This is a genomic window from Pseudomonas tumuqii, from assembly GCF_013184545.1.
GTDB lineage: Bacteria > Pseudomonadota > Gammaproteobacteria > Pseudomonadales > Pseudomonadaceae > Aquipseudomonas > Aquipseudomonas tumuqii.
Genome location: NZ_JAAOJA010000014.1, coordinates 1 through 22,825, shown reverse-complemented (window position 1 = coordinate 22,825; position 22,825 = coordinate 1). Strand labels below are relative to the sequence as shown.

The 22,825-nt window shown below is 61.7% G+C and carries 21 protein-coding genes; 11 read left to right on the top strand and 10 right to left on the bottom strand.

The window, feature by feature from the left end; genetic code table 11:
• Positions 1-33: 33 nt before the first annotated feature.
• Entirely contained in the window at positions 34-1,998 is a 1,965-nt protein-coding gene (locus G9C89_RS21115) for a sigma-54-dependent Fis family transcriptional regulator (protein WP_172151887.1), read from the bottom strand.
• 373 nt (positions 1,999-2,371) lie between these two features.
• On the opposite strand from G9C89_RS21115, the gene G9C89_RS25310 reads away from it, so the two are divergent.
• The 3 genes from G9C89_RS25310 (at position 2,372) to G9C89_RS21105 (ending at position 4,208) form a co-directional block, all read left to right on the top strand.
• A complete protein-coding gene (locus tag G9C89_RS25310; protein WP_256674350.1) occupies positions 2,372-2,500 on the top strand; it encodes a hypothetical protein in 129 nt (42 codons plus the stop codon).
• A gap of 97 nt (positions 2,501-2,597) precedes the next feature.
• The gene (locus G9C89_RS21110; RefSeq protein WP_172151885.1) at positions 2,598-3,209 is read left to right on the top strand and encodes a VOC family protein; all 612 of its coding nucleotides are present in this window, start codon (positions 2,598-2,600) and stop codon (positions 3,207-3,209) included.
• Between the two features lie 66 nt (positions 3,210-3,275).
• On the top strand, positions 3,276-4,208 hold the full coding sequence (locus tag G9C89_RS21105; RefSeq protein ID WP_256674349.1) for a transporter: 933 nt from the start codon (positions 3,276-3,278) through the stop codon (positions 4,206-4,208).
• Between the two features lie 77 nt (positions 4,209-4,285).
• Here G9C89_RS21105 and G9C89_RS21100 read toward each other — a convergent pair whose 3' ends face one another.
• From G9C89_RS21100 to G9C89_RS21095, 3 genes are all read right to left on the bottom strand, one after another.
• Positions 4,286-5,467, bottom strand: coding sequence for a CaiB/BaiF CoA transferase family protein (locus G9C89_RS21100; RefSeq protein WP_172151883.1), 1,182 nt, complete (start codon positions 5,465-5,467; stop codon positions 4,286-4,288).
• Positions 5,468-5,591: 124 nt separating this feature from the next.
• The gene (locus G9C89_RS25050) at positions 5,592-5,711 is read right to left on the bottom strand and encodes an amidohydrolase (protein WP_218575955.1); all 120 of its coding nucleotides are present in this window, start codon (positions 5,709-5,711) and stop codon (positions 5,592-5,594) included.
• 4 nt (positions 5,712-5,715) lie between these two features.
• A complete protein-coding gene (locus G9C89_RS21095; protein WP_172151881.1) occupies positions 5,716-6,855 on the bottom strand; it encodes an acyl-CoA dehydrogenase family protein in 1,140 nt (379 codons plus the stop codon).
• 271 nt (positions 6,856-7,126) lie between these two features.
• On the opposite strand from G9C89_RS21095, the gene G9C89_RS21090 reads away from it, so the two are divergent.
• Positions 7,127-9,337: a putative bifunctional diguanylate cyclase/phosphodiesterase gene (locus G9C89_RS21090; protein ID WP_172151879.1), complete on the top strand. Its 2,211-nt coding sequence runs from the start codon at positions 7,127-7,129 to the stop codon at positions 9,335-9,337.
• 138 nt (positions 9,338-9,475) lie between these two features.
• Complete coding sequence (locus G9C89_RS21085; protein WP_172151877.1) at positions 9,476-10,474, top strand: AraC family transcriptional regulator; 999 nt, start codon at positions 9,476-9,478, stop codon at positions 10,472-10,474.
• Between the two features lie 128 nt (positions 10,475-10,602).
• Here the strand turns inward: G9C89_RS21085 and G9C89_RS21080 are convergent, their stop codons facing one another.
• Both G9C89_RS21080 and G9C89_RS21075 read right to left on the bottom strand, forming a co-directional pair.
• Complete coding sequence (locus G9C89_RS21080; RefSeq protein WP_172151875.1) at positions 10,603-11,787, bottom strand: MFS transporter; 1,185 nt, start codon at positions 11,785-11,787, stop codon at positions 10,603-10,605.
• A 219-nt stretch (positions 11,788-12,006) separates the two neighbouring features.
• A complete protein-coding gene (locus G9C89_RS21075) occupies positions 12,007-12,513 on the bottom strand; it encodes a DUF1993 domain-containing protein (protein WP_172151873.1) in 507 nt (168 codons plus the stop codon).
• Positions 12,514-12,594: 81 nt separating this feature from the next.
• Here G9C89_RS21075 and G9C89_RS21070 point away from each other — a divergent pair, with 81 nt between their 5' ends.
• On the top strand, positions 12,595-12,948 hold the full coding sequence (locus G9C89_RS21070) for an MmcQ/YjbR family DNA-binding protein (protein ID WP_172152002.1): 354 nt from the start codon (positions 12,595-12,597) through the stop codon (positions 12,946-12,948).
• A 3-nt stretch (positions 12,949-12,951) separates the two neighbouring features.
• Here the strand turns inward: G9C89_RS21070 and G9C89_RS21065 are convergent, their stop codons facing one another.
• From G9C89_RS21065 to G9C89_RS21055, 3 genes are all read right to left on the bottom strand, one after another.
• A complete protein-coding gene (locus G9C89_RS21065) occupies positions 12,952-13,668 on the bottom strand; it encodes a DUF1294 domain-containing protein (RefSeq protein ID WP_172151871.1) in 717 nt (238 codons plus the stop codon).
• A gap of 40 nt (positions 13,669-13,708) precedes the next feature.
• Positions 13,709-14,677: an alpha/beta fold hydrolase gene (locus tag G9C89_RS21060; RefSeq protein WP_172151869.1), complete on the bottom strand. Its 969-nt coding sequence runs from the start codon at positions 14,675-14,677 to the stop codon at positions 13,709-13,711.
• An 86-nt stretch (positions 14,678-14,763) separates the two neighbouring features.
• On the bottom strand, positions 14,764-15,594 hold the full coding sequence (locus G9C89_RS21055) for an undecaprenyl-diphosphate phosphatase (protein WP_172151867.1): 831 nt from the start codon (positions 15,592-15,594) through the stop codon (positions 14,764-14,766).
• A gap of 340 nt (positions 15,595-15,934) precedes the next feature.
• On the opposite strand from G9C89_RS21055, the gene G9C89_RS21050 reads away from it, so the two are divergent.
• Both G9C89_RS21050 and G9C89_RS21045 read left to right on the top strand, forming a co-directional pair.
• Positions 15,935-17,569: a methyl-accepting chemotaxis protein gene (locus G9C89_RS21050; RefSeq protein WP_172151865.1), complete on the top strand. Its 1,635-nt coding sequence runs from the start codon at positions 15,935-15,937 to the stop codon at positions 17,567-17,569.
• A gap of 7 nt (positions 17,570-17,576) precedes the next feature.
• Positions 17,577-18,191 (top strand): hypothetical protein, encoded by a 615-nt coding sequence (locus tag G9C89_RS21045; RefSeq protein ID WP_172151863.1) that lies wholly within the window; start codon positions 17,577-17,579, stop codon positions 18,189-18,191.
• Positions 18,192-18,377: 186 nt separating this feature from the next.
• Here G9C89_RS21045 and G9C89_RS21040 read toward each other — a convergent pair whose 3' ends face one another.
• On the bottom strand, positions 18,378-18,845 hold the full coding sequence (locus tag G9C89_RS21040; RefSeq protein ID WP_172151861.1) for a DUF3429 domain-containing protein: 468 nt from the start codon (positions 18,843-18,845) through the stop codon (positions 18,378-18,380).
• 204 nt (positions 18,846-19,049) lie between these two features.
• Here G9C89_RS21040 and G9C89_RS21035 point away from each other — a divergent pair, with 204 nt between their 5' ends.
• The 3 genes from G9C89_RS21035 (at position 19,050) to queD (ending at position 22,642) form a co-directional block, all read left to right on the top strand.
• Positions 19,050-20,924: a di-heme-cytochrome C peroxidase gene (locus G9C89_RS21035; protein WP_172151859.1), complete on the top strand. Its 1,875-nt coding sequence runs from the start codon at positions 19,050-19,052 to the stop codon at positions 20,922-20,924.
• Between the two features lie 75 nt (positions 20,925-20,999).
• Complete coding sequence (locus G9C89_RS21030) at positions 21,000-22,145, top strand: catalase family protein (RefSeq protein WP_172151857.1); 1,146 nt, start codon at positions 21,000-21,002, stop codon at positions 22,143-22,145.
• 140 nt (positions 22,146-22,285) lie between these two features.
• On the top strand, positions 22,286-22,642 hold the full coding sequence (gene queD / locus G9C89_RS21025; RefSeq protein WP_172151855.1) for a 6-carboxytetrahydropterin synthase QueD: 357 nt from the start codon (positions 22,286-22,288) through the stop codon (positions 22,640-22,642).
• The last annotated feature ends 183 nt before the right edge of the window (positions 22,643-22,825 follow it).

Genomic DNA, 22,825 nt, shown 5'->3' with positions numbered 1-22,825 from the left:
CAGCAACAGGCGAGCGTTTTTTTTCACAACCGCTCACTCCTGGGCCTTGGGCAGCACGATGTTGTAGACCTTCATCCAGCGGTAGATGGTCGGCCGCGACAACGACAGCTCGCGCGCCGCGGCGCTGATATTCCAGCGGTGCCGGCGCAGGGTTGCCTCCAGCTGCGCAGCCGGATCGGCGCTCAGCGTGCGCGCCGGTTCTGTCGGCGCAGGCAGGCGCGGCCCGGGGCTGGGCAGGCACTGCTCGGGCAGGTCGTCGACAGTGATCTCCTCGCCTTCGCAGGTGGCCAGGGCGTACTGCAGCGCGTTGCGCAGTTCGCGGATATTGCCCGGCCACGCATAGCCCAGCAGCGCACTCATGGCATCGCCGCGCAGGCGGGGCGGACGCTGGCGCGGCTCGCTCAACTCCATGAACAGCCGCTCGATCAGGTAGCCCTTGTCGGCCCGCTCGCGCAGCGCCGGCAGTTTCAGGGTGGCACCGTTGAGGCGGTAGTAGAGGTCCTCGCGAAACTGGCCGGCCTCGATCATCTGGCGAATGTCGCGGTGGCTGGCGGCGATCACCCGGATGTCCACCTTGATCGGCTTGTCCGCGCCCAGCGGCATCACTTCCTGCTCGGCCAGCACCCGCAGCAGACGGGTCTGCAGGTGCAGCGGCATGTCGCCGATCTCGTCGAGAAACAGGGTGCCGCCATCGGCCTGCTGGATCAGCCCGCGCATGCCCTTGCCGCGCGCGCCGGTGAAGCTGCCCGGCTGGTAGCCGAACAGCTCGCTCTCGATCAGCGACTCGGGCATGGCCGCGCAATTGATCGCGACAAAGGCGGCCGTGCTGCGATTGCCGCTCTCGTGCAGGGCGCGGGCCAGGCGTTCCTTGCCGGTACCGGTCTCGCCATTGAGCAGGACGTTGAGGGGTTCGCTGCACAGGCGCTTGGCGCGGGCCAGCATCTTGCGCATCAAGGGGTCGTCGTCGGCCAGTTCGTCCAGGGCGCAGCGCGGCAGTGCGTGGCTGCTGGCCAGCACTTGCACAGGCGCACGGCGCGGCTCCATCAGGGCGGCGAAATACAGCGCATTCTGCCGATGGGTGCGGAAGGCGCGCACATGGTCGGCGCTGGCATAGGGGATATTGAAAACATCCTCCAGCTCGCAATCGAACAGCTGTTGCACGCCGACCTTGGGGGCCAGCGCCGAGGGCCGCAGCGGCAGCTCCAGGGCGCACTCGGCGAGCAGTTGCCGGCCGGCGGTGTTGGCCGCCAGCAGGCTGCCATCCTCGGCCATCGCCAGCAGGTAATGACGGTTGATCAGGACGAACTCGCGCGAGCTGTCCAGGCAAAGGATGTGCGTGTCGCGGTAGCGCCTGAGGAAGTAGGCATCCTCGATCATCCGCGCGTACTGCTTGACCAGTTGCAGGGCAAAGGTCTGCGAGTCTTTCGAGGGCGGCGACTGCAGGGCGGAGATGTCCAGCACGGCGAGCAGCTGGCCCTGGGGGTTGAAGATCGGCACCGCGGTGCAGGTGAGGCTGACATGGTGGGCACTGAAGTGGTCATGGTGGTGACAGGTCAGCGCCTGCTGCTCCTTGATGCAGGTGCCCACCGCGCAGGTGCCGGCATGATCCTCGCTCCAGTCGGCACCGAGGTAGAGGCCGGTCTTGCGGTGCGAGGCCTTGTCGTCCGGGTCGCCGAGGAACTGCACGGTGATCCCGCGGTTGTCGGTGAGCAGCACCACGTAACCCAGCTCAGCGATATGCCGGTACAGCTGTTCGACGCCGGCGCGGGCCACGTTGATCAGTTCGTCGGCCTGATCCTGGTGATCGAGCAGCACCTGGCGCGGGACGAAACGCGGTGGTGCCGGCTTGGCCGGATCCAGACCGTAGTCCTGAATGCAGCGTTGCCAGGAGCGCGAGATCAGCGGGTCGAAACCTTGCCCCAGCGGTGCCAGTGCAGGGTTGGCAGCATGGGACAACACCGTGTCGATATGCACACTGCTGGGCGGGATGATGCGCATGCAGCCTCCTCGGACGCGCGACGCAGCATGCTCAGGCAGCACGCGCCGGGGTCCGCTGTGACGATCTTGTTCTTGTTGCGCCCGCCTGCTCGCTGGCAAACCGGGCGCATCCGTCTATGGACCAGAGTCTACTCCCCCGCCGCCTGCCCTGCGAAGCCTGTAATACCTGTAACGACGGGCATTACAGCTGTAAGCGGCGTGACAGTCGGCGGCCTTCAGCCGGCCGCTACAGGTTTTTACCATCACCCCAAAAACCATTAAAAATCAAACAACTGCAGTCACAGCCAAACACCGCAACGGGGTTGGCATGGGTCCTGCCATCTAGTCGATGAGCCCGGCCACGGGCCCCATAACAACAAGACGAGGATGCAGCATGCCCGCCATTACCCCGATGCCTTTTACCGATACCACCCGCAACACCGAGAGCCAGCCCTGGCCATTGCTTTGCCGTCCCGGCGTGCCGCTGGGCCAGCAAGTGGCGCGGCGATTACCGCGCCGCTGACCCCTGCCCGCTTCGCACTATCCCAGTCGACCGATGTTGCAGGCGCGCAAGCCTGCGGCCGGCGACCGCTTGCCCATCCTGTACCAGGAGTATCGCCATGACTTTCCGAGCAGCAATCCACCTGTTGCGCCATTTCATCCTCACCCTCGCCGCTGCAGTGCTGTCGCCATTGGCGCTGGCCGGTGGACTTCCCGGCATGCAGGGCCTGCAGCACATCGGCATCACCGCTCCCAGCCTGCGCCAGGCGACGGATTTCTTCGTCGAGGTACTCGGCTGCGAAGCCTACTTCACCTTCGGCGAGTTCAAGTTCGCGGACGACTGGATGGAGCGCCACCTCAACGTGCATCCGCGCGCCGTGATCAAGGACTTCCAGATGGTCCGCTGCGGCAACGGCACCAACCTGGAAATCTTCGAGTACAGCGCGCCGGATCAGAACCGCCGGTTGCCGCGCAACAGCGACATCGGCGGCCACCACCTGGCGTTCTACGTGGACGACATGGACGCGGCAATCGCCTACCTGAAGTCGAAGCAGGTGCGGGTGCTCGATACGCCCAGCACCTTCAGCGAAGGCCCGGCAGCCGGCCTGACCTGGGTGTACTTCCTGGCGCCCTGGGGCCTGCAGCTGGAGCTAGTGAGTTTCCCGCGCGGCATGCAGTACGAGCAGGGGCTGGATCGGCTGCTGTGGGATCCACGCCATCCGCAGCAATAACCCCGGCAGCCCAGCTGCCGGCGATACCTGCACCGCTCACATCAAACAAGAAAACGAGGAAGCAAGATGCTGCCAAATACGCCAATGCCGCTGCGCCCCGGCGCCCGGCAAGTCGATGCAAAAGTCTGGATAGCGCTGTGGGGCTTGCTGCTGTTGGGCGCGCTGATGTCCTGGGGCAGGCCCGCGCAAGCCCTGGACCTGGATGCCGGCGACTATGTGCCCGCTGCCGCCGACACCACCCTGGGGCTGCTCTACCTGCAGTACGCGGAGCGCGACCATCTCTATCGGGACGGCCACAAGCAGGCCGGCTCGGCCGGGCTGGATTCGCAGATCGGCATCCTGCGTCTGGTGCACTACACCGACCTGGGCGGCTACCGCATCGCACCACAGATCCTGCTGCCATTCGGCCGCCTCGACGGTCGTCACGATAGCGGCGCCCTGGGCGACAGCAGCGGCCTGGCCGACCCGATCCTGGCGATGCCGATCTGGCTGCTCAACCAGCCGGAGCGGCGGCGCTACTTCGGCATCACGCCCTATCTGTTCATCCCGCTCGGCAGTTACGACCACGACCGGGTGCTGAATCTCGGCGAGAATCGCTGGAAGTTCAACCTGCAAGCCGGCTATGTCATCGGGCTCGGCGACAAGCTGGCGCTGGATCTGGCGGCCGATGTGACCTTCTACGGGCGCAACCACAGCTATGGCGCGCACAAGTGGAGCCATCGGCAGAAACCCAGCTACCAGTACCAGGGCTTTCTGCGCTATCCGCTGCGCGACAACCTCGACCTGCGCGTCGGCCTGTCCCACCAGACCGGCGGAGAGAACCGCATGGAACAGAGCTGGCTGGACGACAGCCAGCGCAGCAGCAAGTGGTCGGCGGGTTTCGCCTGGTTCTTCCTGCCCGGCACCCAGCTGGCGGCCACTGTCGGCCGGGATATCGCAGTGGAGCACGGCTTTCGCGAGGACAGCCGGCTGAATATCCGGCTGCTTCAGGTGTTCTGAGAGGCGCCGCATTGGGTGGCCGGTGCGAAGCATATGCGTTCAGGCCAAAGCCGAACGTCGCCCGGCCATCCCCCCGCCTACGCCACGACCTTGGCCGCCTTCAGCTCGGCGATCCGCTCGGCCGAATAGCCCAGCTCGCGCAGCACCTCCTCGGTGTGTGCACCCAGCGCGGCGCCAATATGCCTGGGCTCGGGCAAACCGGCGGAAAACTTGAGCGGACAGGCCATCTGCCGCTGCGGTTCGCCGCCTGCACGCGGCACCTCGGCGACCAGCTGGCGCGCCTTGAGCTGCGGGTGCTCGACCGCCTCGGCCAGGCTCAGCATGGGTTCGACGCAGGCATCCAGGCCGGCGAACAGCTGGCTCCACTCAGCGAAATCGCGCTTCTCGAATTCGATCTCGATCTCGTGCTTGAGCGCCTGCTGGTCTTGCGCGCTGGGCGACAGGCCGCGCGCGGCCAACTCCGGGCGGCCGAGGGCAGTGCAGAACTGCTGCATGAATTGCGGTTCCAGGCTGCCGACCGAGAACCAGCGGCCATCGCGGGTGCGGTAGTAGTCGTAGAAGCTGCCGCCGTTGAGCGCCTGATTCTCCATCTGCGGCTCGACCCCGGCGGCCAGGAAGCCAGCGCCGGCCATGCCGTGCAGGCTGAAGGCGCAATCGGTCATGCTAACATCGACCTGCTGGCCTTCGCCCGTGACCTGGCGCTGGATCACCGCCGCCAGCAGGCCGATCACCCCGTGCAGCGAACCGCCGGCGATGTCCGCCAGTTGCACGCCGAGCGGCAGCGGCCCGCGGTCGCGGCGCCCGGTGTAGCTGGCGATCCCGGCCAGGGCCAGGTAGTTGATGTCGTGGCCGGCGCGGTCCTTGTACGGCCCGGTCTGACCATAACCGGTGATCGACACATAGATCAGCCTGGGGTTGATCGCCTTGAGCGCCTCATAGCCAACCCCGAGCTTGTCCATCACCCCGGGGCGGAACTGCTCCAGGACGATGTCGTACTCGGCCACCAACTGCTTGACCAGCGCCACCGCCTCGGCCTGTTTCAGGTCCAAGGCGATGCAGCGCTTGTTGCGGTTGAGGTAGGCATGGCTGGCCGATACGCCGCCGTCATGCGGCGGCAGCACGCGGAGCAGATCCATGCGGCTGGGCGATTCGACGCGCAACACCTCGGCGCCCATGTCGGCGAGCAGCAGCGAGGCGAACGGCCCCGGCAACAGGGTGGAGAAATCCAGCACTTTCAGCGAGGACAGCGGGCCTTTCATGACGGCTCCTTGTGTGCGGATTGGACAACGCGTGGCGTGTTGCCCGGATGCAATCCGGGAGAAATCGACCACCATCCCCCGGATTGCATCCGGGCTACGCAAAGCCTCGTTGCAAGACCGGCGTTCACAGCTTGAACACCCGCCGGGCGTTGTCGTGGAGGAACTTGGCCTGCACCTCGGCGCTCCGCACCAGCTCCTTGAGCTGATTCATGCAACGTCCGTGCGCCCGGATGGCGGGTTGCACCGCCCTACAACTGCATACCGCGACTGATGATCTCTTTCATGATCTCCGAGGTGCCGGCGAAGATCCGCTGGATGCGTGCGTTCGCATACATCTTGCAGATCGGGTACTCCCACATATAACCCCAGCCACCGTGCAACTGCACCCCTTCATCGACCACCTTGCCGAGCAGTTCGGTGGTGAACAGCTTGGCTTCGGCGGCCACTTCCGGGGTGAGTTTCTTCTGATTGTGATCCATCACGCAGCGGTCGACGAACACCTGGGCGACGTCGATCTGGGTGCGCATCTCGGCCAGCTTGAAACGGGTGTTCTGGAAGTGCGAGATTGGCCGGTCAAAGGCCTTGCGCTCCCTCACATAATCGAGGGTCACCTGCAACGCCGCTTCGGCCCCGGCCACCGCACCGCAGGCGTTGGTCAGGCGTTCCTGGGCGAGCATGTTCATCAGGTAGTAGAAGCCGCCCTTGGCATCACCCAGCAGGTTGGCCTTGGGCACCTTGACCTCGTTGAAGAACAGCTCGGCGGTGTCCTGGCTGTGCATGCCGAGTTTCTTCAGCTTGGCGCCGCGCTCGAACCCCGGCATGCCGCGCTCGACCAGGAACAGGCCCATGGCGTGCTTGTTGGCCGGGTCGGTCTTGGCCGCGACTATCACCACATCGGCCAGCAGGCCGTTGGAGATGAACACCTTGGAGCCGTTGAGGACGTAGTGGTCGCCCTTGTCCACCGCCGTGGTACGCATGCCGGCCAGGTCGGAGCCCGCGCTCGGCTCGGTCATCGCCACCGCCAGGATCAGCTCGCCGCGGATGATCCCGGGCATGAAGCGCGCCTTCTGTTCGGCGTTGCCGTACTCGGCGATATAGGGGCCACAGAGCGCCGAGTGCAGCGGCAGCATGAAGCCTGCCTCGTTAATCTTCGCCAGTTCCTCGCACATGATCTGCTCATAGCGGAAATCCTTGAGCCCGGAACCGCCGTACTCCTCATCGGCCCAGGGCAGCAGGAAGCCCATCTCGCCGGCCTTGCGCCACACCTCGCGACTGACCATGCCGGCTTCTTCCCACGCGTCCTGATGGGGCACTACCTCCTTGTTCAGAAAGGCGCTGAACGCGTCGCGAAACAGGCTGTGCTCGGTTTCGAAGATTATGCGCTGCATGCGGAGGTGCTCCCTGGCTGAAGTCGTTACGCAGGGTAGGCGCCGCGGCCCCATCGCCTCAATGACCCAAGCGCTCAGCGCCGATTGACCCAATCAACCATGGGTTACGACTTACGCCCACGTTCTCAGCGCACGCGCGATTGGCTATAGTCGCAACCAACCTTACGCAGACTGCGGTTATTACCTGGACAGCGCGGATTGCCGCATGCAGCAATAGCCCAACACCAAGCCCCACCAGGGCAACCTTGTCCCCGCCAACGGCAGACCACGCATGCACGATCCGTTGCTCGCTACCGGCCACCGCACGACCAGATACAGTCGCTGCACCTATCTGCTGCTGGGCAGTCTGACCTTGCTGTTGCTGAGCATCTGGCTGCTACCCCAGTCAGCCGAACTGAAGCAGAGCCATGGCTGGTTTCCAACCTGGCTGCATACCACCACCGAGTTCTTCGCCATCGTGGTCGCCATGCTGGTGTTCAGCGTCACCTGGCACAGCTACCGGGTGGAACGCGCCGGCAACCTGCTGATCCTGGCCTGCGGCTTTCTCGCGGTAGGTCTGCTGGACTTCGCCCATGTACTGTCGTATCGCGGCATGCCCAACTTCATCACCCCGGCCAGCCCGGAAAAGGCCATCGACTTCTGGCTCGCGGCCCGCCTGAGCGCCGCCATCTGCCTGCTGATAGTGGCCTTGCGGCCCTGGACAGCACTGCGCAAGGCGACAACCCGCTATTACCTGCTGGCCGCGGCACTGCTGGTGACGGCATTGTTCAGCTACCTGCAGCTCTGGCATCCTGCCCTGTTCCCCCGCACCTTTATCGATGGCGTGGGCCTGACGCCACTGAAGATCATCGTCGAATGGCTAGTAATCTCCGTGCTCATCGCCGCCGCCCTGTGCTTCTGGCGCGACAGTCGGCGCGCGCACGCCTACGACGCCCGGGGCCTGTTTCTGGCGGTGGCCCTGTCGATTCTTTCCGAGCTGTGTTTCACCGCCTACAGCAATGTCAACGACATCTACAGCCTGCTCGGCCACCTCTACAAAGTGCTCTCCTACTGGTTCATTTACCGTGTGGTGTTCATTTCCAGCGTGCGCGAGCCCTACCTGCGCCTGGCGGCGGAAGTCAGCGAACGCCAGGCTGCCGAACAGAAAATCGAGACCCTGGCCTTCTACGACACCTTGACCGGCTTGCCCAACCTCGAGCTGTTGCGCGACCGCACCAACCAGTCCCTTGCGGCCAACCACCGCAACCACAAGCACGTGGCGCTGCTGTTCATGGACATCGACGCCTTCAAGACCGTCAATGACTCACTCGGCCACTCCTACGGCGATGCCCTGCTGGTCGCGCTGGCCGAGCGGCTGCGTCTGCTGCTCAGGCACAGCGACACGCTCTGCCGACCTGGTGGCGACGAGTTCCTGATCCTCCTGCCCGATCTGGAGAGTGCCGACGATGCCGCCGCCATTGCGCAGAAGATCATGGCGCTGCAGCGGCAGCCCTTCTCCCTGTTTGGCCGCACTATCAGCAGTTCGCTGTCCCTCGGCGTGGCGGTCGCACCCAGCGATGGCGACTGCTTCGAAAGCCTGCGGCGCAATGCCGAAACCGCCATGTACAAGGCCAAACAGGCTGGCCGCCAGACCTGGCGCTTCTTCGATGCGACCATGAACAGCGAAGCCCTGGAGCACCTCAACCTGCTCAACGGTCTGCGCCAGGCCATCGAGGGCGATGAACTGCTGTTGCACTATCAGCCGCAAATCGACCTGCGCGATGGCACGCTGATCGGTGTCGAAGCCCTGGTGCGCTGGCAGCATCCCGAATGGGGCCTGGTCGCGCCGGGACGCTTCATCCCTGCCGCAGAAGAAAGCCGCCTGATCGTGCCCATGGGCGAGTGGATACTGCAGCACGCCTGCGCCCAGGCGGCCGCCTGGCACCGCGCCGGCCTGGTCATCCCGCAGATTGCGGTCAATCTTTCGGCCATCCAGTTGCAGCATGGCAACGTCGAACGGCTGGTGCTGCAAGCCCTGGCCAGCTCACAACTGCCCGCCCATATGCTGGAACTGGAAATCACCGAATCCAGCCTGCTCGACAATACCGCCCAGGTCCTGGAAACCCTCAAGCGGATCAAGGCCATGGGCGTCAGACTGTCCATCGACGACTTCGGCACCGGCTATTCCAGCCTGGCCTATCTGCGCAACCTGGCGGTGGACAAGCTGAAGATCGACCAGTCCTTTGTCCGCGACCTGACGACTGGCAGCGACAGTCGCGCGATCATCACCGCCATCGTGCAAATGGCCCGTTCACTGGGCCTGGAAACCATCGCCGAGGGTGTCGAGGACGCGCCAACGGCCAACGCGCTCTACCGCTTGGGCTGCCTGCAGGCCCAGGGCTATCTGTATGCCCGCCCGCTGCCTGCCGAACAGTTGGCACAGTTTGTCCGCGAACAAATCCCTCTGCCTTGCGCGGTACTCAATCATGAGCTGAGCGTCTAGCAGACGCCTGCTCGTTGCGCACGCCCCGGCTGGCTGGCAGGCCATTTCCAACGCCCCCACTTTTATCGAGAAGGGGCCACGTAGGTGGTTTTTCAACGGCCTGCTAACATCGACCGGCCTTACTCACGAGCCCAGCCAATGCGCGAACGCACCATCGCCAGCCATTTCGTCCGCGCGGCCCTGCGCGGCGCCGAGCGCCAGGGCCATGACTGCACGTCGCTGCTGCGTCAGGTGAACATCCAGCCGGCGCTGCTCGACGAGCCGCGCGCGCGCATTGCCCCGGAGCAATTCACCCGCCTGTTGCAACTGCTGTGGGAGACCCTGGACGACGAATACATGGGCTTTGGCCGTATCCGCAGCAAGCGTGGCACCTTCGCCATGATGTGTTACGCGATCATCCACTGCCGCACCCTGGAAAAGGCCCTGAGCCGTGGCGCGCTGTTCTACAGCCTGTTCCCCGAGGCGCCGGGCATCCGCCTCGAACGCGAGGGCGACCGGGTCAGGCTGAGCGTGGATGACAGCAGCCTATGGGATCCGGATCATTTTTTGCTGGAAAGCCTGCTGGTGATCTGGCACCGCCTCGGCAGTTGGCTGATCGGCCAGCGCATCCGCCTGCAGGAAGCCACCTTCAGTTACCCCGAGCCGGCCCACAGCGGCGAATACGACCTGCTGTTTCCCTGCCCGCGGCGCTATGCGGCCGACAACACCAGCCTGCTGTTCCAGGCGCGCTACCTGGCCATGCCCCTGCTGCAGGACGAACGCACGCTCAAGCAGTTCCTTGAACACTCGCCGGCCGATCTGCTCGCCCGCCCGGATGGCGGCGACAGCCTGATCAGCCAGATCCGCCGCCTGCTCGGCCGCGATTGCAGCGCCTGGCCGGATCTGGAAGCGGTTGCCCAGCAACTGCACATGAGTCCGCAAACCCTGCGCCGTCATCTGCGCGAGGAAGGCTCGAGCTTTCAGGAGTTGAAGGATCACCTGCGCCGCGACCTGGCGATCTATCACCTGGGCCGCGACGACCTGCCGATCCAGGACATCGCCGAGCAGCTCGGTTTTTCCGAGCCCTCGGCCTTTCACCGCGCGTTCAAGAAATGGACCGGGCTGACCCCGGGCGCCTATCGCGCCCAGGAAAGCTGACCCGGCGCGGGCGTAGATCCTATGGTGATGCGCAAGCCTCGCAGGACGTAGAAATCGTAGGAGCGGCGGGGGCGCCTAGCCCATGCCCGCGATGCTTTTTTGCAAGCCCGGATGCAATCCGGGAAACCTTACAAGCGTCTCGCCCAGCATCCCGCCAACACGAACAAACTGGCCAACACCGCCAGCAACGGCAACCAGCCGGCATGTTCCCAGACATAGCCACCGGCATAGCCGACCACGCTGGAGCCCAGGTAATAGGCGCACAGATACAGCGCCGAGGCCTGCGCCTTGGCGCCTTTGGCGTGCTGACCGACCTGGCCGCTGGCCACCGCATGGGCGGCGAAGAAACCCAGGGTGAACAACGCCAGGCCCAGCACCACGGCGCTCAGCCAGGGCGTGGCACAGAGTGCGACGCCGAGCAGCATGATGCCGATACCGCCCTGCAGCACCTGGCGCGCACCGAAATGCGGCACCAGGCGCCCGGCCCAGCCGGCACTGAAAATCCCGACCAGATACACCGTGAACAGCAAACCGATCAGCGTCGACGACAAACTGAACGGCGCCGCCGCCAGGCGAAAGCCGACATAGTTGAACAGCGCAACGAAGCCGCCCATCAGCAGGAACGCCAGCAGAAACAGCGCGCGCAGCTGCGGGTTGCCTAGGTGTTGGGCGAAGTTGCCGAGCAACCCGCGCAGCGACAACGGCTGCGCACGAAAATGCCGCGACGGCGGCAACAGCCAGATAAACAACGCCAAGGCCAGCAGCCCCATCCCGGCGATGCCGCCCAATGCCAACGGCCAACCGCCGATGTCGCTGAGCAGACCGGCGAGCAAACGCCCAAGCAGACCGCCCAGCGCCGTACCGCCGATGTACAGGCCCATTGCCGCCGGCAACGCTTCGGGATCGAACTCCTCGCCGACATAGGCCATGGCCAGTGCCGGCAAACCACTCAGCGCCAGGCCGAGCAAGGCGCGCAGCAGCAATAGGGAATCCCAGGTGTCGACCAACGCACAGGCGATACCGAGTACACCGGCCAGGCCCAAGGCCGCGACCATCACCGGCTTGCGTCCCCAGCTCTCGGCCAACGCGCCTGATACCAGCAGGCACAGCGCCAGACTCAGGGTGGTCAGCGACAGCGCCAGACTGCTACCGGCCGCCGACACCGAGAAGTGTGCGGCCAACAGCGGCAACAGCGGTTGCACGCAATAGAGCAAAGCGAAGGTGGCGAAACCGGCGCAGAACAGCGCCAAGGTGGCGCGCCGGTAGGCGGGGGTGCCGCGCTTGAGGTGGGTACTGACAGCAGAGGAAGACATCGACGGCACTCGCATAAGGCCCGAACAGGCCGGCACAAAGCCTAGCACGCGCTCTAGCCCGCCGGCTCACGCCGCAGCGCACAAGTGTTATGCGCCTGGCGAACAAGCAGAGGGGACAGGCCGTTCCCCGTCCCGCCAGCCCCCTCCCGAAACACGCCACGCTCACCTTACCGGACAAGCCGTAGGTTCTTGCGTAACGACATTGCCGCACCCTGGCATTCAAGTCCGGCCAAGAAAATCCATCTTGCCGATATCCAGGCCGTTGTGGCGCAGGATCGCGTAGGCGGTTGTCAGGTGAAAATAGAAGTTTGGCAGGACGAAATGCAGCAAGTACTCCTGCCCCGTGAACTTCAACTCCGTACCCGGAAAATTCAGGGTGATCGACTTGCCTTCGCTGCCCTCAAGCTGCGCCGCGGTAACGCTGCCGAGAAATGCCTGGGTCTTGGCGATACGCGCCTGCAACTCGGCAAAACTGCTTTCGCTGTCGGCATAGCTGGGGATGTCGATGCCGGCCAGTCGCGCGGCACAGCCCTTGACGCCATCGCTGGCGATCTGCACCTGGCGCACCAGCGGATACATATCCGGCGCCAGGCGCGCATTGAGCAGCACCCCTGGCTCGATCTTGCGCTCAGCGGCGTAAGCCTCGGCCTTGTGCAGGATCGCCGACAGGTTGCCAAGCATACGGATGAAAAGCGGAAGCGAAGCGTCATACATGGACAGTGACATAAGGAAATCTCCATCGGAGCTAAAGGTTGGGCCAACACTCTGCTAGCTTAGCTAGAGAACCCGCAGCAAGGCTCGATGCACATGAAACAACAGGAAATAGCGGCTTTTTGCCTGCAACTGCCCGGTGCCCGTGAAGACTTCAAGTGGGGCAACAACCAGGTATTTTCCGTGGCGGGCAACAAGATGTTCGCCATCCTCAATTTTCTCGGCCATGAGCTGGCGTTCAAGGTCGACAGTGATTTGTTTCTCGGTTACGTCGACCGCCCCGGCATCCGCCCGGCACCCTATCTGGCACGGGCGCACTGGATCAGCATGAGCTGCGCGCATCCGCCCCTCGGTGACGACGAACTCTGGCAACTGCTGACCCGCTCGCACCAATTGGTGGTACGCAGGCTGCCCAAACGTCTGCAAGCGGGCCTGCTGCTCGACCTTTGACCATTAGCGCTGCAGATAGGCGCGCAGCACTTCGCCGAAATAGGCGCCGTCCAGCAGCAGCCAATCGACCCAGAACGCCTGGTGCGCCGCGACAATCGTCCAGAACACCCACTGATAAGACGCCTTGCGGGTTTTATGGCGAAAGTGCTGCTGAGCCAGCAAGGCACCGGGCCAGCCACCCAGCAACTCGACCAGGTGCAGACTGTTCTCCGGGGTGCGCCGGCCGCCGTTCTGCGCACGGGTTTTGTCATGCCAGTATTGCCCGAAGCTGATCAGGCTGGCGGCGGCATACCCCAGCAGTGGCCAGTTCAAGCCCGAGTTCACCAGCAGCTGCAGCGCGCCGAACAACGGCAGCCCGCACAATGCGGCAAACAGCAGCACCTTCAGGCCGAGATGCTGAATCGCCGGCGAAGCCTCACTTCCTACCTTTGCCTGAGTGGATTGGCGCCCCACCGCGCCGGTCGACTGGGCGGACCGCGGCTTGTGCCGGATGGCCGGCTGATCGAGGGCCAAATCGCCCGCCAGGCGTATATGCTCGGCACGCGCACGCCCGTGTCGGTACTTGCCGGCGATATACAGCACCTGGTCGCCAGCCACGGGACGCCGATCGCCACGCATCGCCGAGATATGCGCAAACACCTCCGGCCCACCCTGCTGCGGCTGGATAAAGCCGAAGCCCTTGTCATCGTCCCAATTGCGCAACAGCCCGCGCTGCTCCATGGCGGCCAGTCCTTAACTGAAAAAACCTATTCTAGCGGGCTCAAGCGCTGTAATGCCGCCGGAGAAACGCCAGCAATAGCCGATTCACCTCGGCGGCCTGCTCGTTCTGGATCCAGTGGCCGCAATCGCTCAGCAGGTGCTGTTCCAGGTTGGCGATGCGTTTGGGCATCTGCTTGAGGGTATAGGCTTCCAGGGTGCCGACCGGGTCCTTGTCACCGAGCAGGAACAACGCCGGCTGTTCGATGTGCTTGTCAGCCAACGCCTCGGTGCGCTGCCAGTTGCGCTCGAAGTTGCGGTACCAGTTGAGTGCGCCATGGAAACCGCGCCCGGTGAAGGTCTCCAGGTAGTGGCGGAACGCCTCGGCATCGCACCAAGCCGGCAATGTGCCCGGGTCCTGCATGCCGTCGAACAACCCGGCACCGGCCGGTTTTTCCTGAAGAAAGAAGTCCTTGGGTACGGCGGCAGAGGTGTTGTGCATCATCATGCGCAGGGTGCGCGGGATATCGGCGTCCATTTCCCGCTCGGCAACCCCGGGTTGCTGGAAGTGCAGGATGTAATGGAAGCGTTCGGCATAGTGCTGACGCATCATGTCGATCGCAGGCTGCCTGGGCCGCCCGCCGAAGGGTACGGCCATGCCAACCACCGCCTTTACCCGCTGCGGCGCCAATAACGCCAGATGCCAGGCAACCGGTGCGCCCCAGTCATGGCCGACCACGCACGCCGCGCTGTGCCCGAGCAGGTCCATGGCTGCCTGGATATCGCCACACAGGGTAATCAGGTCATAAGCCGCTGGCTCACGCGGCGCGCTGCTTTGCCCATAGCCACGCATTTCCGGGATCGACACCCGATAACCGGCCGCCGCCAAGGGGCCGATCTGCTGACGCCAGGAGTGCCAGCATTCGGGGAAGCCGTGCAGCAACCACAGCGGGCGACCATCGGCAGGCCCCGCGCTGTAGAGACTGAGAGTGATGCCGTTGACGTCGAGCAGTTGGTGTTCCAGCGAATTCATAACGCCTCCATGAGCGGGCTTCACTATGACAAAGGCGCGCCAAGCAGCGCGCCTTTTATCAATCCGCCGAATGCAGCCTCACACGCTCAACCTTGGGCGGTACTCCAGTCGATCAGATGCAGTTGCCAGGTCGCCAGAATCAGCACACCGAAACCGATGCGATACCAGGCGAAGACCGCATAACTGTGGTTGCCGATGAACTTGAGCAGGGCGCGCACGGCAATCATGGCGAAGATGAACGAGGTCACGAAACCGATGGCGAACACCGGCAAATCCGCTGGCAGGAATAGCTCGCGGTACTTGTAGCCGGAATACACCGCCGCGCCAACCATGGTCGGCATCGCCAGAAAGAAGGAGAACTCGGTAGCCGCCTTGCGTGACATGCCGAACAACAAGCCGCCGATAATAGTCGCGCCGGAACGCGAGGTACCCGGAATCATCGCCAGACACTGGGCAAGGCCGACTTTCAGGGCATCCTTCCAGTTCATATCGTCGACGCTTTCGGCATGGATAACATGCTCCCGCCGCTCGGCCCAGAGCATGACTATGCCGCCCACTATCAACGCGGCAGCCACGGTAATCGGGTTGAACAGGTATTGGTGGATCAGGTCGGCGAAGCTCACACCGAGAATCACCGCAGGCAGGAAGGCAATTAACAGGTTAGCGGTGAAACGCTGCGCCTCAGGCACCCGTGGCAGTCCGACCACCACCTCGATGATCTTGCGCCTGAACTCCCAAACCACCGCCAGGATGGCGCCCAACTGGATAATGATATTGAAAGCCCTAGCCCGTTCACCGGAAAAATCGATGAGATCGGCAACTATGATTTGATGACCCGTACTGGAAATCGGCAAAAATTCGGTAATACCCTCGACAATACCCAAAACCAACGACTGCACGGCGATCCAAAGATCCATTAACGCTCCTAAGGCGCGCGGCATGTTCCGCACGAACTACATAAATGTATGAATAACCAACAACACTGCCGCGTCTTATTGACTCAGGCTCTACGCTCAGACGCCAATGACGCAGAAAAAAGCTGGGGGTAAACCTCAGGTTTTTGCCCCGGGGGCCGAAATGCTATCAGAGACACAGGCTCTATTGCTGTATTAGAGCCAACTCATGCACATCCGAGTGAATCGCGACGTCGACCAGTGCCTCGCTTCAATTGCTGAATGATCTAGAACCGCAAGTGACGCCTTCCGTATATTCCGGGACGCGCCCCGCCCCCAGAACGAAAACCGAGAGAGCACTTCTATGAACAGCCTACGCAGCCTATCCATCAGCCGTCGCTTGTGGCTTATTCTCGTTGTCGCCATCGTCATGCTGTTCATTCTCGGTGCGGTTATGCTGCAACAGATTCATCACGACCTGTATGCCGCCAAAGAGGAGAAAACCCAGCACCTGGTGCAGGGCGCGGCCGGCATTCTCGCCCATTACCACAGCCTCGAGACAGCCACTACGCTCAGTCGTGAGGAGGCGCAGCTGCAGGCCAAGGAAGTGATCCGTGGCCTGCGCTACGACGGCCAGGAGTATTTCTGGATCAATGACCAGACCCCAACCATGGTCATGCACCCAACCAACCCCAAGCTCGAGGGGCAGAATCTTTCCGGCCTCAAGGATCCGGACGGCAAGGAACTGTTCAATGAAATGGTGCAGATCAGCAAAACCAAGGGCGCCGGTCTGATTAATTATCGTTGGCCCAAGCCGGGTTCGAGCGACCCGATAGCCAAGGTTTCCTACGTCAGCCTGTTCCAACCCTGGGGCTGGATCATCGGTTCAGGCGTGTACGTCGATGACGTGCAGGCGCAATTCCAGGCGCAAGCCTTGCGTGCACTCGCTATCGGTATCGCGATCGCCCTGCTGATGACCCTGCTGGTAACCCTGATCTCACGCAGTATTGCCCGGCCCCTGCAGGAGGCGGTCAACGCCATGGCCAACATCGCCAGCGGTGAAGGCGATCTTACCCAATCCCTGGATACTAACGGCAATGACGAACTGACTGCTCTGGCCAAGCACTTCAACGCCTTTACCGAAAAATTGCGCCGCGTGATCCACCAGTCACTCGACTCCGCCGGTGCCCTCGATCAAGCGGCACGCTCGCTCGGCGCAATTGCCCGCGAGGCCCAGCAGCACGGTCAGCAGCAATCCCAGCAGATGGAACTCGTGGCCACCGCGATCAACCAGGTTACCTATGGCGTACAGGACGTCGCGAAAAATGCCGAACATGCGTCGAGTGAAGTACATGCCGCCGAAGCCCAGGCGAGCCAAGGCCAGCAGAACATCGATGCCAGCCTGCGGCAGATCAGCCAACTGTCCGGCACTATCAATCAGGCTGTGGAGGTGATTCAAAAGCTGGCCCTGGAAAGCACGCAGATAGGCAGCGTTTTGGAAGTAATTCGCTCGATTGCCGAACAGACCAATCTCCTCGCCCTCAATGCTGCGATCGAAGCCGCCCGCGCTGGCGAGCAAGGTCGCGGATTTGCCGTGGTCGCCGACGAAGTGCGTTTGCTGGCTCAACGCACCCAGCAATCGACCGCTGAAATTCAGGGTATGATCGAGCGCTTGCAAGGCAACTCAGAAGCCGCAGTGAAAGTTATCAACGATAGTAGCCGCGCCTCACAACTCACCGTCGAGCAAGCCAGCCAGGCTGGTGAGAGCCTGGGACAAATTGCCCAGTCGCTGCGCAACCTGACCGGTTTGAATGCCTCGATCGCCAGTGCCACACTGCAACAGTCGCAGGTGGTCGAAGATATCAACCAGAATGTCACCCAGGCTGCCGGTTTAGCCCACAGCAATGCACTGGCAGCCGAACAGTCCAGCGAGGCCAGTCAACGTCTTGGCCAACTGGCTGAGCAGCTCAATCGATTACTGGGCCAGTTTCGCGTATGAGGTATAAATGAGCGGCATGGAACATCAGGAAGTTGACCTCGACCGGCCACAGAACCAGGATTTGATCTGGGATCTGGATACCATGGCCCGTCGCGAGCTGGCTGAGCGCTTCATCAAGCTGTTCGAAAACCGCTTGTGCGTCTATTCCGAATCCGTTCGCCAGCTCTATACCAACTACAACCTGCACTTCCCCCATGACCAGGGACGCAAGATGGTGGTGCTACCCAACCCCTATGCATTCCATGACACCCTGCACGGAATCGAGGCGCACGCCGTGCGCAAAACCGGACTCTGCGTACTGCCGGGCGTGGTGCTGGGGAAACCGGGTCTGCTGTTGACCACCCAGATAAAAGACGGTGGCCCCGCACCTAAAACCATGCCGTTCAAACGCGCGCTGGCACAGATCATCAGCAACCAGAAGAAAGCCGGTGATGTCTTTCTACCGGTCATGATGAAGGGCGATCTGCGCGAGTTCGATCAGCAGATGCCGTATATCCACCTGCACCGTTTGCAAGTAACCCGCCTCAGCCGGCTGTCCTCGTTCGAGCGCGACGATATTCAACAGACCATCACCCGCAAACTGTTGATGCTCTATCGTCAGGCGGACAGCCTGGCGTGTTAGCGTCAGGTCCGCTCGCGCAACCATCGATACCGGCTCATCCAGCTAGAACTCAACAATCATTCTAATGACCATGAGCAGTACCTCAGGACCGGCGTTTGGCCAGCCTGGACAACGCTCTCTGGGATTACCCTGTGACTAGGAGCAACGACTCGAGTCGCGCGGGTATGCATCAGTGAAGGACTGAACTCATGCGACCAGCACACTGGCCCAGGCCAATAACAAGCTGAGTGATACGCCCACGGTTAACGGCATACGCAGACTCGAATACCAGCGAGGAGCCAGCCCCAACTTGACCGCATGCACATCAGCAAAATGAAGGCCTACGAACGCGACCAGAAGTGTCGGCAAAGCCAACCCCATCGGCAACCCTGCAGAAATAGCTAACCAGCCAAGCAATGGCGGAATCACCGACAAGCCTAACTGAATTTGCGCTTGCTCATCGTTCTCCTCGGCCCGCATCGCCAGGCCCCAATGGATCGCCCCCATAAAAGCCAGGATCAAGGCTGCAAAATCCAGTAATGCCTCTAGCACGAAGGGACGCCACCCCAATGGAATCACCCAGATCCCCAGCGCCCCACTGACAAAGGGAAGCAACCCGGCATAACCGAGCAAAATTGCCAACCGCGGTGGTTCTTCGGCCTCGAAGGGGTGCATTGCCTACTCCTTATTTTCGATTTAATGCCACGACAGCCTGCTACTTATTCACGTATTGGGCAAAGGTCATGGATTAGAAATGCAACAGCTTATACTTTTCAGCCAACGGAACTCCTCTGAGAAATAATAAGTGAAGGCAGCTTGCCATCAGCTCTCCAGCTTGGCATAAAGTCAGAAAACAAGAATGCAACAAGGAAGTGTCTGATGCGTATGCTTCGTGTAGTGGCCGCCGGATCCCTGGTGATTCTCGTTTTCGCTCTGGCCCTGGGGGTCTACTTCATTGCCTATCCCAACCTGCCCAGCTACCAGAAACCGGACAAGCTCCACTACCTCGAACAATGGAGCGACGAGCAGCGCCAGACGTATTACTACACGCCTCAGGGTACGCAAGTTAAAGGCTTGCGTTATGACTGGTTCAGCGCCCTTGAGTTGCCCCTGAGTAGAGACAAATTTGCTGCGCCAGAATATCTGGCGCGCTTTGGTTTTCTGATCGACCCCGAACAGCAGCCGACAGCCCACAACCCGGCCAATCTACCGGTCGGCTTTGTCCGCCATGAAGACAGCGAGACGTCCACTCATTACCTGGATATAAGCTGTGCGGCCTGCCACACCGGCGAGTTGCGCTACCAAGGACAGGCCGTGCGCATCGACGGAGGCGCAGCGCTGCATTCACTCGCCTCGACCGTGCCAACCCTGAGGGGCGGCAGCTTTGGCCAGTCACTCGGTATGAGCATGGCCTTCACTTACTATAATCCCTTGAAATTCAGGCGTTTTGCCAAAACTGTACTCGGCGCACACTATCAGCAAGGCCGCGATCAACTGCGCCAGGACTTCAAAGTCGTCCTCGACCGGTTGCTCGGCACAGCATTCAACGACTGGCATCGCGGTCTCTACCCGACCGAGGAAGGCTTTGGCCGTACCGATGCCTTTGGCCGTATCGCCAACAGTGTCTTCGGTGATGCTATCGACGCCAGTAACTACAGGGTCGCCAACGCTCCGGTCAGCTACCCGCAAGTCTGGGATATCTGGAAATTCGACTGGGTGCAGTGGAATGGCTCAGCCATGCAGCCCATGGCTCGCAATATCGGCGAAGCACTGGGGGTAGGCGCAACCTTGCAGCTACTGCAAGCCGACGGACATCCTGTGCCAGAAGCCGAGCGATACTCGTCAAGCGTACGCCCGCACGACCTGTACGTTCTGGAGGAAACCCTCAAGAAGCTGAAGCCGCCAACTTGGCCCGAGGAAATCTTCGGCAAGATCGACCTGCCACTGGCCAGCCAAGGCCGCGCCCTGTTCGCCGAGAACTGCGCCTACTGTCACGCCCCCGAGCCCAAGCCGCGCGCCGAACGCCTGGCGCCGGCACGCGATCCCGAATGGCGCATGCGCATCGTGCCAACCGACATAATCGGCACAGATCCAACCACCGCCGACAATATTGCCGATCACCGCTTCGATATAAGCAAACTCGGCTGGACTAAAGCCGAACTCAGCAAGCTGGATGTCCGCCTCTTTGGCACGAGTCTGGATGACGTTGATCTGCGCAGCATCTCCAGCGCCAAGGGCCTGGCTTATCTCACCGCCTACGTCGAAAACCGCGCCTACGAGAACGCAGGTATCCAGCCTCGCGAACGCTGGCGCATGAACGGCTACGGGCTGCCCATTGGCGTGCAAGAAAAACGTGGTTACAAGGCCCGGCCACTGCACGGCATATGGGCCACCCCGCCGTTCTTGCACAACGGCTCGGTTCCTACGTTGTTCCAACTACTATCACCCCTTTCAGAGCGGCAAACTCAATTCTGGGTCGGCAGCTTCGAGTACAACCCAAAGCACCTCGGCTTCGACAGCGATGAATTCCCGGGCGGCTTCTTATTCGATGCCAGCATCAGCGGCAACAGCAACCGTGGCCATGAATTTCGCGAAGGCTGTCGCCAGGACGGCGTGATCGGCCGTGCGCTGCAGCCTGAAGAGCGCTGGGCGCTGCTCGAATACCTCAAGGTACTGGGCAACCCAGAGTTCGAAGCCCGGCTGCAACCGATCAAAGCAAAACCCTGGAACCCTGGGCCCAAGTGCCAGGCTTGACCCATTACAAGCGCCAGAAACGGCAGAGTCGGTAGCTGCCAACAGGAATCACAATAACGAACAAGGATTAGCGCCATGCTCAATCGACTCTGGCTCTGGTTTGGCCGCTGGCTCGGTAAGCTCTTGTTGCTGCTACTGATCGTCGGCCTGAGCGCCTGGGGCATGGGTACCGCGTACTACAGCTGGAAATTCTCTGGCCCGGTTTCCAGCGAGGAACAAATCCCGCCAGGTGAAGCAGCGCTTACCCAGGGCATCATCGAAGATGCTATCCGAGTGGTCGAACAACACCGCGATAACACCCGTGTCCTTCGCGATGCCCATGCCAAGGCCCACGGCTGTGTAAAGGCACAAGTAACAGTGCTCAGTGACCTCGATAGCAGTCTTCGTCATGGCGTACTCAGCGAACCAGGAAAAACCTGGCAAGCCTGGGTGCGCTTATCCAACGGCAACGCCTACCCGCAATTCGACCGTGCCCGCGATGCCCGAGGCATGGCCCTCAAACTGCTCGATGTGCCAGGTGAAAAACTCTTGAGCAGCCCTGCGCACACGAGCGAACAAGATTTTGTCATGTTCAATCACCCTGCATTCTTCGTCCGTGATGTAGCCGAGTACAAAAGCAACTTCGCCGCTCAAGCCGAGGGCAAGAAAGCACTGGCATTCTTCCCGGATTGGGATCCCCGGAACTGGGAAATTCGTCATCTGATCATTGCCCTGAAGACCTTGGCGCCCGCTCCGCAGAGCCCGGTTGCGACCACCTACAATTCCATCGCTCCATTCAAGCTTGGCCCGCACAACATCAAGTATCGCGTAATCCCGACACCGGAAAGCTGCCCGGACTATGCGCTGCCTACGCCAAACAAGGATCTGCCCAACTTCCTGCGCAGCGCACTCTACCAACAGCTCTCGCTTGACCGCACTCCTGCCTGCTTTGCGTTGCAGGTTCAGCGACAGAACCCTGCGTACTACATGCCAATCGAAGATCCTAGCGTCGAGTGGGACGAATCGATCACGCCATTCGAGACAGTCGCCAAGATCGAACTCCCGGCACAAGACTTCGATAGCCGCGAGCAAAATCTGTTTTGCGACAATCTGTCATTCAATCCCTGGCACTCACTACCGGAGCATCGCCCCATAGGCGGGATCAACCGACTGAGGAAGGCGGTATATGAAGCTGTCAGCGTTTATCGGCAGGAGAGAAACCGGCAAAATGCAACCAAGTAGCGTTGCAGCACTGCTGAGGCAGCCTGGTGCACCTGTACGACCAGCACAGGGCAGCACCGCGACGTTAGCCAAGCAGAGCTGGTAATATCACCCTTTATCGGAGCGGTGCGTGCAACCGCGTATTTTCAGAGAGACAACCCGTGGAACTGTTCAAAGAGTTTATTTTCGAAGCGGCCCACCGCCTTCCCCATGTACCCGAGGGGCATAAATGTGGGCGCCTGCATGGCCATTCCTTCCGCGTTGCCGTCTATATCGAAGGCGAGATCGACCCTTACACCGGCTGGATTCGGGATTTTTCTGAGATCAAAGCGATCTTCAAGCCACTCTACGAGCAACTCGACCATAACTATCTGAACGATATTCCCGGTCTGGAAAACCCCACCAGCGAAATTATCGCCAAATGGATCTGGCAACAACTCAAACCTCTCCTTCCCGAGCTGTCCCGCATCCGGATCCACGAAACCTGCACCAGTGGCTGCGAATACCGCGGAGACTGATCGAGCCACAACAATTAAAAAGCCACCTGCAGGTGGCTTTTTAATGCTTGTTGTAAATCCCGCGCAAAGACAAACCCCCCACCTGCTTACGCAGATGGGGGGTTTGGAATATAAGCTTGACGATGACCTACTCTCACATGGGGAAACCCCACACTACCATCGGCGATGCATCGTTTCACTACT